General features: G+C 38.6%; 15 protein-coding genes and 7 tRNA genes (1 of these 22 only partly in view). 1 reads left to right on the top strand and 21 read right to left on the bottom strand.

Annotated features, from left to right (window positions below):
* The 19 genes from MHH44_RS19450 to acpS form a co-directional block, all read right to left on the bottom strand.
* Window positions 1–21 (bottom strand) — tRNA-Arg (locus MHH44_RS19450) (it extends 56 nt beyond the left edge of the window).
* 10 nt (window positions 22–31) lie between these two features.
* Window positions 32–117: transfer RNA gene (locus tag MHH44_RS19455), tRNA-Leu, on the bottom strand.
* Between the two features lie 54 nt (window positions 118–171).
* A tRNA-Lys gene (locus tag MHH44_RS19460) sits at window positions 172–247 on the bottom strand.
* 4 nt (window positions 248–251) lie between these two features.
* Window positions 252–326 (bottom strand) — tRNA-Gln (locus MHH44_RS19465).
* 4 nt (window positions 327–330) lie between these two features.
* Window positions 331–406: transfer RNA gene (locus MHH44_RS19470), tRNA-Asp, on the bottom strand.
* Between the two features lie 30 nt (window positions 407–436).
* A tRNA-Glu gene (locus MHH44_RS19475) sits at window positions 437–511 on the bottom strand.
* A 5-nt stretch (window positions 512–516) separates the two neighbouring features.
* Window positions 517–592 (bottom strand) — tRNA-Asn (locus MHH44_RS19480).
* A 194-nt stretch (window positions 593–786) separates the two neighbouring features.
* Window positions 787–1254, bottom strand: coding sequence for a SprT family protein (locus tag MHH44_RS19485; protein WP_008405765.1), 468 nt, complete (start codon window positions 1252–1254; stop codon window positions 787–789).
* A gap of 75 nt (window positions 1255–1329) precedes the next feature.
* Window positions 1330–3501: a Tex family protein gene (locus tag MHH44_RS19490; protein WP_340799388.1), complete on the bottom strand. Its 2172-nt coding sequence runs from the start codon at window positions 3499–3501 to the stop codon at window positions 1330–1332.
* A 126-nt stretch (window positions 3502–3627) separates the two neighbouring features.
* Window positions 3628–4413, bottom strand: coding sequence for an RNA polymerase sigma factor SigB (sigB, locus tag MHH44_RS19495; RefSeq protein ID WP_008405769.1), 786 nt, complete (start codon window positions 4411–4413; stop codon window positions 3628–3630).
* Window positions 4391–4861, bottom strand: a complete 471-nt coding sequence (gene rsbW / locus MHH44_RS19500; RefSeq protein ID WP_014822539.1) for an anti-sigma B factor RsbW — start codon at window positions 4859–4861, stop codon at window positions 4391–4393. Before rsbW ends, sigB begins: the two co-directional genes overlap by 23 nt.
* Window positions 4861–5193: an STAS domain-containing protein gene (locus MHH44_RS19505; protein WP_014822538.1), complete on the bottom strand. Its 333-nt coding sequence runs from the start codon at window positions 5191–5193 to the stop codon at window positions 4861–4863. The genes rsbW and MHH44_RS19505 overlap by 1 nt, the downstream gene beginning before the upstream one ends.
* A gap of 71 nt (window positions 5194–5264) precedes the next feature.
* The gene (locus MHH44_RS19510) at window positions 5265–6260 is read right to left on the bottom strand and encodes a PP2C family protein-serine/threonine phosphatase (RefSeq protein ID WP_008405775.1); all 996 of its coding nucleotides are present in this window, start codon (window positions 6258–6260) and stop codon (window positions 5265–5267) included.
* 13 nt (window positions 6261–6273) lie between these two features.
* Entirely contained in the window at window positions 6274–6675 is a 402-nt protein-coding gene (locus MHH44_RS19515) for an anti-sigma regulatory factor (RefSeq protein ID WP_014822537.1), read from the bottom strand.
* A gap of 274 nt (window positions 6676–6949) precedes the next feature.
* Window positions 6950–7300 (bottom strand): type II toxin-antitoxin system PemK/MazF family toxin, encoded by a 351-nt coding sequence (locus MHH44_RS19520; RefSeq protein WP_008405778.1) that lies wholly within the window; start codon window positions 7298–7300, stop codon window positions 6950–6952.
* A gap of 4 nt (window positions 7301–7304) precedes the next feature.
* Window positions 7305–7592 carry a hypothetical protein gene (locus tag MHH44_RS19525; RefSeq protein ID WP_008405780.1) on the bottom strand — a complete coding sequence of 96 codons (288 nt, stop codon included), beginning with the start codon at window positions 7590–7592 and terminating at the stop codon, window positions 7305–7307.
* A gap of 165 nt (window positions 7593–7757) precedes the next feature.
* Window positions 7758–8876 (bottom strand): alanine racemase, encoded by a 1119-nt coding sequence (gene alr, locus MHH44_RS19530; protein ID WP_340799390.1) that lies wholly within the window; start codon window positions 8874–8876, stop codon window positions 7758–7760.
* A gap of 281 nt (window positions 8877–9157) precedes the next feature.
* Window positions 9158–10150: a LolA family protein gene (locus MHH44_RS19535; protein ID WP_008405782.1), complete on the bottom strand. Its 993-nt coding sequence runs from the start codon at window positions 10148–10150 to the stop codon at window positions 9158–9160.
* A 65-nt stretch (window positions 10151–10215) separates the two neighbouring features.
* Entirely contained in the window at window positions 10216–10569 is a 354-nt protein-coding gene (gene acpS, locus MHH44_RS19540) for a holo-ACP synthase (RefSeq protein ID WP_008405783.1), read from the bottom strand.
* Between the two features lie 89 nt (window positions 10570–10658).
* On the opposite strand from acpS, the gene MHH44_RS19545 reads away from it, so the two are divergent.
* Window positions 10659–11282, top strand: a complete 624-nt coding sequence (locus MHH44_RS19545; RefSeq protein WP_008405784.1) for a rhomboid family intramembrane serine protease — start codon at window positions 10659–10661, stop codon at window positions 11280–11282.
* Between the two features lie 40 nt (window positions 11283–11322).
* On the opposite strand, the gene MHH44_RS19550 is transcribed toward MHH44_RS19545, so the two are convergent.
* Both MHH44_RS19550 and MHH44_RS19555 read right to left on the bottom strand, forming a co-directional pair.
* Window positions 11323–12807: a PH domain-containing protein gene (locus tag MHH44_RS19550; RefSeq protein ID WP_065216142.1), complete on the bottom strand. Its 1485-nt coding sequence runs from the start codon at window positions 12805–12807 to the stop codon at window positions 11323–11325.
* Window positions 12800–13279 carry a PH domain-containing protein gene (locus MHH44_RS19555; RefSeq protein ID WP_340799391.1) on the bottom strand — a complete coding sequence of 160 codons (480 nt, stop codon included), beginning with the start codon at window positions 13277–13279 and terminating at the stop codon, window positions 12800–12802. Before MHH44_RS19555 ends, MHH44_RS19550 begins: the two co-directional genes overlap by 8 nt.
* Window positions 13280–13450 lie beyond the last annotated feature (171 nt).

Raw genomic sequence — 13450 nt, forward strand, 5'->3', positions numbered from 1 at the left:
ATCCAATTGAGCTACGGGCGCCGGGAATTTTTGGTGCGGCCGAGAGGACTTGAACCTCCACGGGGTTGCCCCCACTAGGCCCTCAACCTAGCGCGTCTGCCATTCCGCCACGACCGCTTCATCCGACAATAATTATTATACATCTCTGAAATAATTTGTCAATATGAAAACTGGTGAGCCATGAAGGACTCGAACCTTCGACCCTCTGATTAAAAGTCAGATGCTCTACCAACTGAGCTAATGGCTCTAAATGGCTGGGGTACCTGGATTCGAACCAGGGCATGACGGAATCAAAATCCGTTGCCTTACCGCTTGGCTATACCCCAAAAATGGCGGTCCCGACCGGGATCGAACCGGCGATCTCCTGCGTGACAGGCAGGCATGTTAACCGCTACACCACGGGACCATTAGTAAATCTTCATTATTAAAATATAAGTGGTGACCCGTACGGGATTCGAACCCGTGTTACCGCCGTGAAAGGGCGGTGTCTTAACCACTTGACCAACGGGCCACTAATGGCTCCGAAGGCAGGACTCGAACCTGCGACCTGCCGGTTAACAGCCGGATGCTCTACCAACTGAGCTACTTCGGAATAATTACTTCGTTGCGATATCATCTTGTCGACTTTTACTATTATAGAGAGCGATTTCCGTTTCGTCAACACTTTTCCTAAAAAAAATTAAAGTAAAAATCTCTTCCTATATATAGAGCAAAAAACATTCCCTTTAAAAAATAACATAAATACTGTATACCTTTAATCATTCATTTTTAAACATCATTTTCAAATTATTTTTCGCTTCGAAGAAATTTAATTTTCCCTTTACAAATACTACAACAATATTTTTTTATATCCATTTTTCTTTTTCTCTTATATATTTGTCCGCAATTCGTACAACTGTATATATGTATTGTCTTTTGCATCGGCTTTTCTTTAGGCTGTTCCAAAGTAGAACAAAAACGTGGTGCTCCAACTTTTTTCAATAGATTCCGAAAATCTGCATCTCCATGCCTATAACCCATACCTAAAATATGAAGATGATAATGGCAAAGTTCATGTAAAATAATTCCCCTTAACTCCTCTAGTCCGAACTGGTCATATAGTTTTTTATTAAGCTCAATATTATGACTGTTTAACATATACCGTCCGCCCGTCGTTTTCAACCGACTATTAAAATAAGCTTTATGAATAAACGGTCGGTCAAAAAATTCATTTGATAATTGCTCAACTAACTTTTGTGCCTGTTCGTCCGTCATATGCCAACCCCCCTTAAATTAATAAAAAGCGCATATCAGCTATGCGCTTTTTATTATAATTGAAAATCATGCTCTTTACACGCTAAGCTGATTTTCAGGAGTTAACATCGTTAAAGAAATACGACCTTTGTTAGCTTCTACTTTTTCTACCCAAACTGTCACAATATCTCCCAGCGAAACAACATCTAATGGATGTTTAACACGACCCTTTTGCAATTTGGAAATATGGACAAGTCCATCCTGCTTAACTCCGATATCGACAAACGCCCCAAAATCAACAACATTCCGAACTGTCCCCTGCAGTTCCATCCCGACTTGCAAGTCATCCATTTGAAGTACATCGGTTTTCAATAACGGTTGCGGGAAAGCATCACGAGGGTCACGGGTAGGTTTCATTAGTGTATCGACAATATCTTTCAACGTAACTTCCCCTACATCCAATTTCTCACCTAATGTTTTTAAATTTAACTTGCTGATTTCTTCTTCAGCTTTCGCTGTTCCGACATCCTTTTTCGTTAATCCTGCTGCCTCTAATACAGCTTCAGCTAATTTATAACTTTCGGGATGGATACCTGTAGCATCTAACGGATTTTTAGCATCTGCAATACGCAAGAAACCAACCGCCTGCTCGTATGTTTTAGCACCTAGTCGCGGGATTTTTTTCAGTTGGGCACGTGATGTAAATTGGCCGTTTTCACTACGCATTATCACAATATTTTCTGCAACAGTTTTTGAGAGTCCAGATACATATTGTAAAAGGGAGGCCGAAGCTGTATTTACATCTACCCCAACTTGGTTTACCGCTGTTTCCACAATAAATGTCAGTGATTCTGCGAGCTGCTTTTGGGATACATCATGCTGATACTGCCCTACACCGACAGCTTTCGGGTCAATTTTAACAAGCTCGGATAATGGGTCTTGCAAACGACGGGCAATCGATACAGCACTCCGTTGTTCCACCTGTAAATCCGGAAACTCCGCTCGCGCCACTTCAGAAGCCGAGTATACGGAAGCCCCAGCCTCGTTGACAATAACATATGCAATGTTTCCATCTGCTTCTTTCAGCAGTTCTGCAATAAATTGCTCTGTTTCTCGTGATGCTGTCCCATTACCAATTGCAATAATACTAATCGGGTATTTTTTTAATAATGCCTTCACTGTCGCTTTCGCTTTTGAAGGATCCGACGTAGTGTGGGGATAAATAACACCAACCTCAATCATCTTACCTGTCTCATCCACTACCGCCAATTTACAGCCGGTTCTGTATGCAGGGTCTACACCAAGTACCATTTTACCGCGCATTGGAGGCTGTAATAATAAATTGCGAAGATTTTCCGAGAAAATATGAATTGCCTGTGTTTCTGCTTTTGATGATAGTTCTGCGCGCAGCTCATTTTCAATAGATGGTTTAATTAAACGTTTATAGCTATCTGCAACTGCCAATTTCACTTCGTTGACAGATGGACCTACATAATTTCTAGGTATAAAATAATTTTCCATTTGAGTTGTCGCTCTATCGATCGGAACTTCAATCGTTGCACGAATCACTTCTTCCTTTTCACCGCGGTTTACCGCCAGTATACGATGGGGTGCAATTCGATGAACAGGTTCTTCATATTCGTAATACATTTCAAATACTTGTTTTTCATCTTTTTCCGCATTTTTTAATGTTGTGACAAGCTTGCCTTCTCGCCAAGATAGTGTGCGTAATTTTTCACGAATTGCGGCATCATCGGCAAATCGCTCTGCTAAAATATCGCGTGCGCCCGCCAATGCTTCTTCAATCGAAGTAACACCTTGTTCTTCGTTTAAATAAGGAATTGCCATTTCCTCCATCGTCCGCTTTGTAAACTTTAAAAGCTCTTCAGCTAACGGTTCCAAGCCACGTTCTTTTGCAATCGTTGCTTTTGTACGACGCTTTTGTTTAAATGGTCGGTACAAATCTTCCACACGCTGTAAAACAGTTGATGCTTGAATAGCAGTTTGTAGTTCTTCCGTTAATTTACCTTGCTCATCGATTAAACGCAGCACTTCCTCTTTCCGTGTTTCGAGCTGCTGTATGTAATGGTAGCGGTCTTCCACTGCTTTTATTTGAACTTCATCAAGAGAACCTGTCATTTCTTTTCGGTAACGGGCGATAAAAGGTACTGTGTTACCTTCTTCCAGTAGCCCAATAACTGCTTTTGCTTGCTTTGGCTCTACTTTTGCATCTTTCGCGATTATTTGTAACATTTTTTGTTGATCCATTATGCCACTCCTTTAAATTTAAAACTTTCTTTTAGTGTACCATTCCATTTGTATTGTTTCCCAAAAAAGCGATGAATTTATGCATGAAAAAGAGCCTACTAATCTATGTTAGTAGACTCTTAAACTTTATAACGAGACGCCGCCACTTGCAGTGATGGCATCTTGTAATTTTTTAATGGCTTTACGTTGAATTCGCGAAACGTGCATTTGGGATATACCGAGTCTCTCCCCGGCTTCCTTTTGACTAAGCTGTTCCAAATATGTTAACTGGATAATTTGTCGCTCACGTTCATTTAATACATTCATCGCATCAGCTACAATCATTCTGCGGTTTGTCACTTCATAGCCTGTATCTTCTCGACCCACTACATCAAATAACGTTACCGTACTGCCATCAGAATCCGATTCGATTGAATGATCCATGGATAGTGCCTGATAGCTTCGTCCCATCTCCATCGCTTCCAATACGTCCTCATCCTGTACTTCCAAATATGTCGCAATTTCAGTAATGGATGGGGAACGTTGTAAGGACGTCGTTAATGCTTCGACAGCCGCCTTGATTCTAGGTCCCAATTCTTTAATACGTCTCGGAACATGCACGTCCCAAGTTTTATCACGTAAAAAACGTTTTATTTCACCTACGATTGTCGGAACAGCAAACGCCTCGAAACTTCTGCCAAAAGAAGGGTCAAATCGTCGGATCGCACCTAATAAACCAAGCATCCCTACTTGTACAATATCATCATAATAAGATTTACCATGTGAATATTTGCGTGCAATCGACTCGACTAACTGCTGATAATGGAGCACAAGGTTAGTTTGTGATTCTTCACAGCCGCTCGCCTGATATTCTGCAATCCAATTTAGCACTTCTTCTTTTGATGTATTTTTAGGTAGTGATTCTTTCGACATTCCCTTTCACCTGCTCTCTCGAGACATACTTTGTCATGAAAACAGTGACGCCACCTTCGTTATTTAATTTCACTTCGTCCATTAAAGTCTCCATTAAATAAATCCCTAATCCACCTTCACGTAATAGTGCTACGTTTTCATTTTCATGATATGGACCAACTTTTGATTTAATCTCTTCAAAGTTAAAGCTGACACCGTAATCTGCAACCATTATTTCGATCTTGTCCTCAAATAACGCACAGCCGATCACAACTTCTCCTTCCTCGTTTGCTTTATAAGCATGGTGTACAACATTTGTCACCGCTTCACTTGTAGCAATTTTTAAGTCCTCAATTTCATCATAAGTAAACCCAACTCGCATCGCTAATCCTGAAATTGTTAGCCGGATTACACTTACATATTGCGATTTGGCAGGCACTCGAATTTCAATATAGTCAAATGCTCTCATCATTTCAACTCCAATTCCTCATCAATCTCAATACTCATTAATTCACTTAAACCTGTAATTTCAAACAATCTAACCAAACGATTCGATAAGTTGACTAATTTTAATGATGCATTTTCTCTCGTAACTTTTTTATAAAATGCAACAAATATTCCTAATCCTGTACTGTCCATATAATTTACTTTTGATAAATCTAATTCGATTTTTCGGCCTTCCACAATTTGAACAGTCTCTAACTCTTCGCGTAAAATCGGGGCTGTATACGTATCAATTTCACCCTCGATATAGCCTTTTAATACGTTTCCATCTTCTCTAAATTGAACATTAACATTCATTATTAGACACCTCCATCTATAAACCTAATTACTTTTCCCCAATGTACAGGAGTTCAAACATAATTATTTATTTATTTTTTAAAAATAACAACCGTAAAATCATCTTCTAATTCAAAATCCGGCAAGTTTTTCAAATAGGTGTACATTTCCTCACACATTTTCTGAGCTGAAAGATGGTTACAGCTTAATGCCAAATTCTTAATCACATCCCGTGGATCCAGCTCTCCTTGCTTGCGGAAATCCGTTACCCCATCTGTAATCATAATGATAAAATCATTATCCTCCAAATGAATATCATACTGTGGATACGTAACTTCCGGCATGACACCTAACAATAAACCTTTTGACTCCAAATCAAAGAAAGTGTTTTTACGAGCATTATAATATATAGCAGGTTCATGTCCAGCTGACCCATATGTAAATTTGCTTTCTTTAATATTATATGTCCCGTAAAACATCGAGACAAACATACTATCATCAACACTTTTTTCAATAATGCGGTTTAACACTTCCAAAATGTATGATGGATCTTTCGTTGCATACTCAAGTGTATCTAGCCCGTACTTAACCATCGACATACAAAGGGCTGCTGGTACACCTTTTCCGACAACATCTGTCACTGCTACACTAACAACTGAGTTATTGTTGTTTAGAAAGTGAACATAATCACCATTCATTTTGCGGATTGGTACAGATAGCATCCCAATATCAATCTGATTCAACATGGGTACTGTTGTTCTGAGAATCATATTCTGAATTTTTGTAGCAACATTCATCTCCATACGCAGTTCTTCTTGCTGTTCCAGTAAACTTTGATGCTCCTTTAAAGTTAAACCAAAGTGTACCATAATCTCAATTAGAAAATCATAGCTATGCGAAATATCTTCTGGTAGATCTGGATAAATTTGCTCTATCGCATATTTGTGGATATTGATTACTTCTTCAGGAGCTACTTTTTTTTGGATTAACTGTCGAATGAAATTTTGGCCTATATACAAATTTCGCTCAGTTTGGTTTGCCAAAAAATCCGATAATATTTTTTGATATTGAGTTTGCAGCTCTTTCAAATTTTATCACATCCTACTTTACCCATTTTTCGATAACTATTGTCGTACCGTTCCCTACATTCGATTGGATGTCCATTGTATCCATTAGTCTCTTGACTCCTGGCAGACCCGCTCCAAGCCCGCCTGAAGTAGAATAGCCGTCTTCCATCACCTTTTTCAAATTACTAATTCCTGGTCCTTTATCTGCCGCTATTATGCGAAGGCCAACTTTCTCTTCATTACTAATACGTTCTATCGTGACTTCCCCGGATCGGGCATATAAATAAATATTTCGAGCCAGTTCGCTTATCGCCGTCGTAATTCGAGCCTGATCTACCGCGCCAAAGCCAATTGCTTTCGCCTCATTACGTCCAAGTTGGCGTGCAGCTACAATATCCCATTCTGTTACAATCTCTACGGTAGATTTCGCATTCATCATAGTGCCCCCAATTTCCTACTTTTTCTTTCTATGGAGTTAACGTACAGTATCAATTTTTTGAATTATTAATCTTTTACATTATACCATATGTTATCCTTGTAGTTTAGTTGGATATAAATTTTAAACCATTTTTTTGTTATATTTATAATTTTAAGGAAACTACCACAATATTGCATGATTACAGTTTACTATTTACCTCAAAATTATAAGGTACTTTGATTTGTAATAATAAAAAACACCGAAACGAAATGTTTCGATGTTTTTTTATGTATTAAAATTTTACGAGTCCTAAACTAATATTAAGAGCTATATCTACTTCTTGCATTAGTTTCGCATCTAGCTGAGTAATACGATCTGTTAATCGTGATTTATCAATTGTACGCAATTGTTCAAGCAAAATTACCGAATCACGCTCAAAACCATACTTTTTCGCATCGATTTCAACATGTGTAGGTAACTTTGCTTTTTGAATTTGCGCAGTTATTGCAGCTATTATGACGGTTGGACTAAAGCGATTTCCAATATCATTTTGAATAATAAGAACGGGTCTAGTCCCGCCCTGTTCTGACCCTACCACAGGTGATAGGTCAGCAAAAAAAACGTCTCCACGTTTTACAATCAAATTGTCATCCCCCGCTTACGAGACGCTCCACCATATGTTCCGCTTCATACTCTGCATGCAAGCACTCACTGCAAATTGTCAGATTAATTTGCGACATTTCCACATAGCCCTTTATTAAAGCTTCCCGTATTTGATTTGGTTGCATATGCTTTGTATAATTTTGAGTCGCCAAATACGCCATCATATAACCATTCTCAGTATTACGCCCAAACGTTCTTTCGAATTGCGTTACTAGCTCATTTGGTATGTCAATTACTACTTCTTCTACTTCTACTAATTCCTTCGCGTACAAAACAAGCACCTCCACCGAACATCCCATTTCCCATTCATTCTATCATTGATTGACTACAATGAAAAGACAGGAAAATTAAAAAACTGACAATTCTCGCAATAAATGAATAAATTTGGACATACTTGTTTTGTATATTTGAAGTTTTTTTTAGTAATATTACATCGATTATTTATATACCCTAGGAACTCTAGCTGTAATTACACATGGCACTTCGTAATTAATTGTTTGGAGTTTATGAGCCCAATCATCTATTGTGATTTTCTCTTGCTGTTGGCAGCCTATTAGTACAACTTCTTCTCCAACATTATATGCTTGCGGGAGTAAAATCATACTCTGATCCATACAAATTCTGCCGACAATTTTCGCTCTTTTTCCTCCAACAAGCACTTCTTGGCCAGAAAGCTTTCGGATCATACCATCTGCATAGCCGATCGGTATTGTTCCGATGTAGCAATCCTCTTCTGCAGTATATGTTGCCCCATAGCCTACCGATTGACCAGCTTGCATTTTTTTAATATGTACAAGTTCTGTCTGCAAGGAAAAGGCTGGCTTAATCGGAAAAGGTAATTTTGTGCCTACATAACTTGAAGGCAATAATCCGTACATGGAAATGCCGAAACGTACCGCATCATAATGCAAAGAAGGATCTTTCACTAATGCGGTCGCTGTATTGGCAACATGAACAAGACGAGGCTTTTGTGGCAGTGCACCTAAAAAGTCCTTGAATAGGGTAGCCTGATTGTCAAAGTACATCGAATCTTCTTCATCTGCAGTAGCAAAGTGCGTAAATATTCCATCCACTAAAAAATCATCGGAAGAATTAATGATTGTATACAATTCCATTAGTTCTTCTTTAGTGGAAACACCGATACGCCCCATGCCCGAATCAACTTTAATATGAAGTCTCTGCTGATTCAACAGTGGTGTATATTGCTGAGCAAGCTGCAACCATTCTGTTGAAAATACAGTAAGAATAATATTTTCAGCTGATGCAAACGGAATAAAAGTATGTGGTGAAGCACCTAAAACTAAAATATCAATATCCTTAAAATTTTCTCTAATATGTACTGCTTCGTCCGGTGTTGCGACAGCAAGCATTGTTGCACCTGCCTCAATTGCCGTTTTTGCAACTTCCACATCTCCATGACCATATGCATTTGCCTTTACTACAGCAATTATTTGGATTGTCGGTCCTATATAGTTTTGTAGTGAAGAAATGTTATGTGTGATTGCTTGAAGATCAATTACTGCTTTTGTTGGTCTGTAATAAATTGGAGTATTCATTTCGATTTTTACCCTCTTTTTATAAGTTTAAACTTACTGTTATTTATGTAATTTTGAGTAAATCATTATTAAATCCGTATACGAAAAGAAATCATCTTGCGCTTGTATACGCAAGATGTCTCTTCTTAAATATAACCATAAAATACAATTTAAAAACAAGTTTAGAATTATATTTTTTAAACCCGATTAGTTCCGGCCCAACACGATGTTAGTCACACATGGTTTGTCACAGGATGTGATGTTTTTAGCTTAGTGGGGGATGAGCCCCCACTGATTGACGTTTACTTCATACTACTTTCCTGCACACTTGCAGCTACTTCCAGTAATTCATCCTTGGTTAATTTTGTGGAAGCGATAAAGAAGGTCATGCCATCTTTGTCCCATTGAATTGAGTTATCAGTAATAGCCCCTATTGTATAACCTAAATCCGCCGGGTCCCCAGATACAGGCAATATTGTATCATCGGATTGAATCGGCTGCTGCATTAGTGTAAATGGCTTTTCCCCTTCGAATGTCAAAATAACTCGTGTGTTTCCATCTTCCTGCACTTCAAACTCATCTGTCAGCTTAGTATGTGCCCAATCGATCGTAGGGTAATATACACTAAACTCTGTGTCCACCACTTCTGCTGATGCGGCTTTCTTTTCCTCTTTTTCAGAGAATTTCTCTACCGCGTACTCTTCTGCAGTATGCTTCACACCTAATTTAATGTCGGCAAATGTAATCACGACTTGTTCTTGTAAAGATTCATCCATCACACTTACTTTTGTAGGAAGCATCGTTTTCTTATCAATTACAATTTGCTGTACCGGCAGTGCTGTTTGGTCTACATTTCGTGTTGCTACTTCAAAAGTATAGCTTGCATCATCTTCAGTCATTACCGCTTTTGAATCTGACACTAAATCATCGGCTAATGCCCCAATTATATACGCCTGACTATTTTGCTTCGGCCATTCACTTTGGAATTTATGCGTTTTACGTAATGATGGCGTGACAACAAAGACACCTTCTTCATTTCGGACGATTAACTGTTGTTCTGACTCACCTTTTGGATTAACTGCCACCCGATAAAAATCTGGTTTTGTATGCCAAACTTTCACATCGTAAATACGTGGTTCTGCGCCTGTCCGAACTTCCATCGAAGCACTTAATTCATAACCTTTTGCGTCATTCCACTTCTTGTTGACATCCTCAATCACTTCATCCTTTGTAGCTTTTCCACACGCCGCCAAAAAGAGACAACAAACGACAACTACTAGCAGTCGGAGTTTCAAAGATTCACCCTTTCGATTATCTATTTCGATAAATTACTATATGAGCCAAGGTGTGCATGTATGTATTATTGCATTAAGATTACTTGAGCAGCTGCTGTCGTCCTTGTATGAGTAATGGAAATGAACCCGTTCACCTGTTCACCATCAAAGTATAAAACAGGTTTCCCTTGCTCTTCTTTTAATATTTCTATTTGATGAAGTTCACAGCCCTTACCAATTCCTGTGCCGTTCGCTTTTGAATAAGCTTCCTTTGCAGCAAAGCGACCTGCCAGAAATTCCACTTTGCGTGAGTCCGATAATGTATTAAAAACGGCAAGTTCCCTTTCCGTTAAAATTCGTTGTGCAAATTTCGCCGAACGTCCTATCATTTTTTCAATTCGATCCAATTCTACTAAATCTAATCCAATCCCTTTAATCATTTAATAGCTCTCCCTTTCTTTTCCTCATTACTCCAATGTATAATAAATAAAATACGTTTTATTTTGTATCGACTTAATTGAGGTGGAACATGTTTATTCGTAGAGAAAATTTTAAACAGTACATTACGTTATATCCGGTCGTATCATCAATTATAGCAATTAATTTAATTGTTTTCGTTCTAACATTAATCCCGGGATTCGGCGAAGAATTACTTTATGCCGGTATGAGCGTCAATGGACTCATTGCAGCCGGTGAATGGTGGCGCATTATCACGTCCATGTTTTTACATGCAGGTTTTATGCACGTTCTTTTTAATATGTTCTCCCTATTTTTATTTGGTCCAGAGCTCGAGAAAATCGCCGGCAAAATGCGATTTTTAACAATTTACTTTTTAGCCGGAATTTTTGGTGTTGCTGCCACTTACGCAACACAAGATGCCTATTATGCCAGCGTAGGGGCAAGTGGAGCACTTTATGGAATTTTCGGTGCGTTCGGAGCACTTGTTTATTACACGAGACATTTATTCCCGCAGTTGAGACAAATTATATTGCCGTTAATTGTGATTAGTATTATTATGACATTTTTAACACCAAATATTAATATTGCTGCACATTTAGGCGGTTTAGTTACCGGCTTTATTTTAGGGGTTGTTTACTTTAACCCTAAAAATATGGGGCGCTGGCGCAAACAGTCCATTAAACGGGTAAAATAAAAACAGGATCCGCGAAAGTAATTTTCGCGGACCCTGTTTTTTAATGTTCATACCATGTCAGTATTTTTTCCACTTCCCGTTGCTCCACATGACGTGCAGTCGCTGAAGCTCCGGCTATACCTGACATCACTATAATTTTTACAGATCCTATATTTCGCCGCTTTTGGAAATACGTTTGACTTCCTTGCGTAATTTGCACACGTTTCTTTAAAGCATAAAACGTTACACGACTTACAAGGCGCGATACAATCGTAATTTGCTGATCTTTCACCGTAAATCCGGTCGTCTTAAATTGCCATCTTCCAAGTAGAACAATCGGAACGATCAGCAATAATGACAGCAGTCCATATGGGTAAAAGAAGTAAGAAACTGCGCCGATTAACGGAACTAACCATACAAAATCAATCCGATAGAAAAAAGGCTGTGCTTTTTTCGGCGGCTGAACAATTTGGTTAACTTGAAAATCATATTCAGGAAACAGTTCTGCCAAAGGTGCAAATACTTCTTTTTTTGCAATTAGCGGAAATAAAATGATTTTCTTATCATTTTCCCCGCTAAATCCTCCACCAGCACTTTCTACCGCAACAGAAGCTAAGCCAAGCAGTTGCTGGAAAGGGTTTTCTGCCAGTTTAATTGCCTGCACCCGGTTTAACGGAATTGTCACACGTTTTTTTTCGATTAATCCTCGTGTAATAATTAACCGATCATGCTGCTTGCACACCGTAAAGTTATAATAATTTAAAAAGGTCAAGCCGACAGAAACTCCCCATGCCAGTATAAGTGCAAGAGCGATTAAAATCATAACGACTATATAGCCGTATTCCACTAAAAATGCCAACTCATCATAAATCAAGTCAAAAGGGATAAACTCCGCAAATTGGGAAAGGACAGCAAAGACACCGGCAAGTACTACTCCCACACCGCTGGAAGTCGTCGCTAACAATAACAGCTCCGGTACTTTCATTTTGTGTAATATAACTGATGCCGGCTCTGGCTCTTCCTCTTCAGCTACTTGTACCAGGTCACTTTCAACTGGCAGTTTTTGTTTCGTTTTCGCCTTTTTCATTTGAATTTCTACTTCATCTGCCGCAGCTTTCGTTACCGCTGTCAACTCCGCTTCCGGTTTACCATCTTTACTTCCCGCCGTTTCCACTTGTACTTGTACAAGCTTGAACAACCGGTGAAAAATACCTTCTTTATAATTCAGGTTTTGAATGCGATCAAATGGAATGTAGCGCTTTTTCTTTATAAACAGACCGTATTCCACACGGAGTTCACTATCTTCAAACCAATATACAAATGTCCACCACTTAATCAAACCGCTCACTACCGTTACCGATAAGACGATTACTAAAATAAAGAGTGGAATCATTTCGCTGAAAAATGTTTCGCTTCGATAATCCAAATTAATATTAAAGCCGTTCGCCGCAACAATGATAATGATTGGGATAAGGAGATCTTTCAATGCTTTTACTACATTGATGATTGCCGTTACAGGATGAAGTTTATATTTCTCTTTAGACATCATCTTCCGCCACCCTTGCAAGTTCAGAGATTTTTGTCCTCAATTCATCAGCATCTTCAACTTTCAGCATAGGAATCGTATGTACTGTTGCCGCCGAAGAAATCGATATATTCGCTAACATGTATTTCTTTAATATCGGTCCCTGCTCTGTATCCACATGTTGAACACGCACCATCGGTATTAGTGTCCGTTTTACGACAAACAGGCCACTTTGAATTTCAATTTCCTGTTCTCGTACTTCATATCGCCAAATTCTCCAACGAATGCTCGGAAATACAATAACCGAAAATGCGATCGATAAGATAACCAGAGCGATGGCAATCCACATAATCCACTGCGGCCAATCAAATCGGACTGTTAAAAATACAATGCCACCTGTTAAAAGAGCGAAAATAAAAGTTTGAATGATTCCATATAATCGCCACACAGTTTGCGCTTTTTTAGGTAACTGAAACTTTGGTTGTTCTCTCACTTGCCCTACACCTCTTTCTCTACAGTATGTTATACGTATTAACCGTTTAAATGTTTCATTCTGCTCTAACCATTATGAAAAAACAATACCCTTACCCTCATAGTATAGTTAATTGGTAAATTTGTTAAATAATTTATAAAAATTTTATTTCCCGGAAAATATATTTATATA

Origin of the sequence: Solibacillus sp. FSL K6-1126 (assembly GCF_038003445.1) — a bacterium.
GTDB classification, from domain to species: Bacteria; Bacillota; Bacilli; order Bacillales_A; family Planococcaceae; genus Solibacillus; species Solibacillus silvestris.

Excerpts from the sequence above, each read along its gene's own strand:
- acpS (WP_008405783.1), bottom strand. The coding sequence starts at position 10,569 with ATGATTAAAGGGATTGGATTAGATTTAGTAGAATTGGATCGAATTGAA.
- MHH44_RS19550 (WP_065216142.1), bottom strand. The coding sequence starts at position 12,807 with ATGTCTAAAGAGAAATATAAACTTCATCCTGTAACGGCAATCATCAAT.
- MHH44_RS19485 (WP_008405765.1), bottom strand. The coding sequence starts at position 1,254 with ATGACGGACGAACAGGCACAAAAGTTAGTTGAGCAATTATCAAATGAA.
- alr (WP_340799390.1), bottom strand. The coding sequence starts at position 8,876 with ATGAATACTCCAATTTATTACAGACCAACAAAAGCAGTAATTGATCTT.
- MHH44_RS19505 (WP_014822538.1), bottom strand. The coding sequence starts at position 5,193 with ATGAATGTTAATGTTCAATTTAGAGAAGATGGAAACGTATTAAAAGGC.
- MHH44_RS19515 (WP_014822537.1), bottom strand. The coding sequence starts at position 6,675 with ATGAATGCGAAATCTACCGTAGAGATTGTAACAGAATGGGATATTGTA.
- MHH44_RS19545 (WP_008405784.1), top strand. The coding sequence starts at position 10,659 with ATGTTTATTCGTAGAGAAAATTTTAAACAGTACATTACGTTATATCCG.
- rsbW (WP_014822539.1), bottom strand. The coding sequence starts at position 4,861 with ATGAGAGCATTTGACTATATTGAAATTCGAGTGCCTGCCAAATCGCAA.
- sigB (WP_008405769.1), bottom strand. The coding sequence starts at position 4,413 with ATGTCGAAAGAATCACTACCTAAAAATACATCAAAAGAAGAAGTGCTA.
- MHH44_RS19490 (WP_340799388.1), bottom strand. The coding sequence starts at position 3,501 with ATGGATCAACAAAAAATGTTACAAATAATCGCGAAAGATGCAAAAGTA.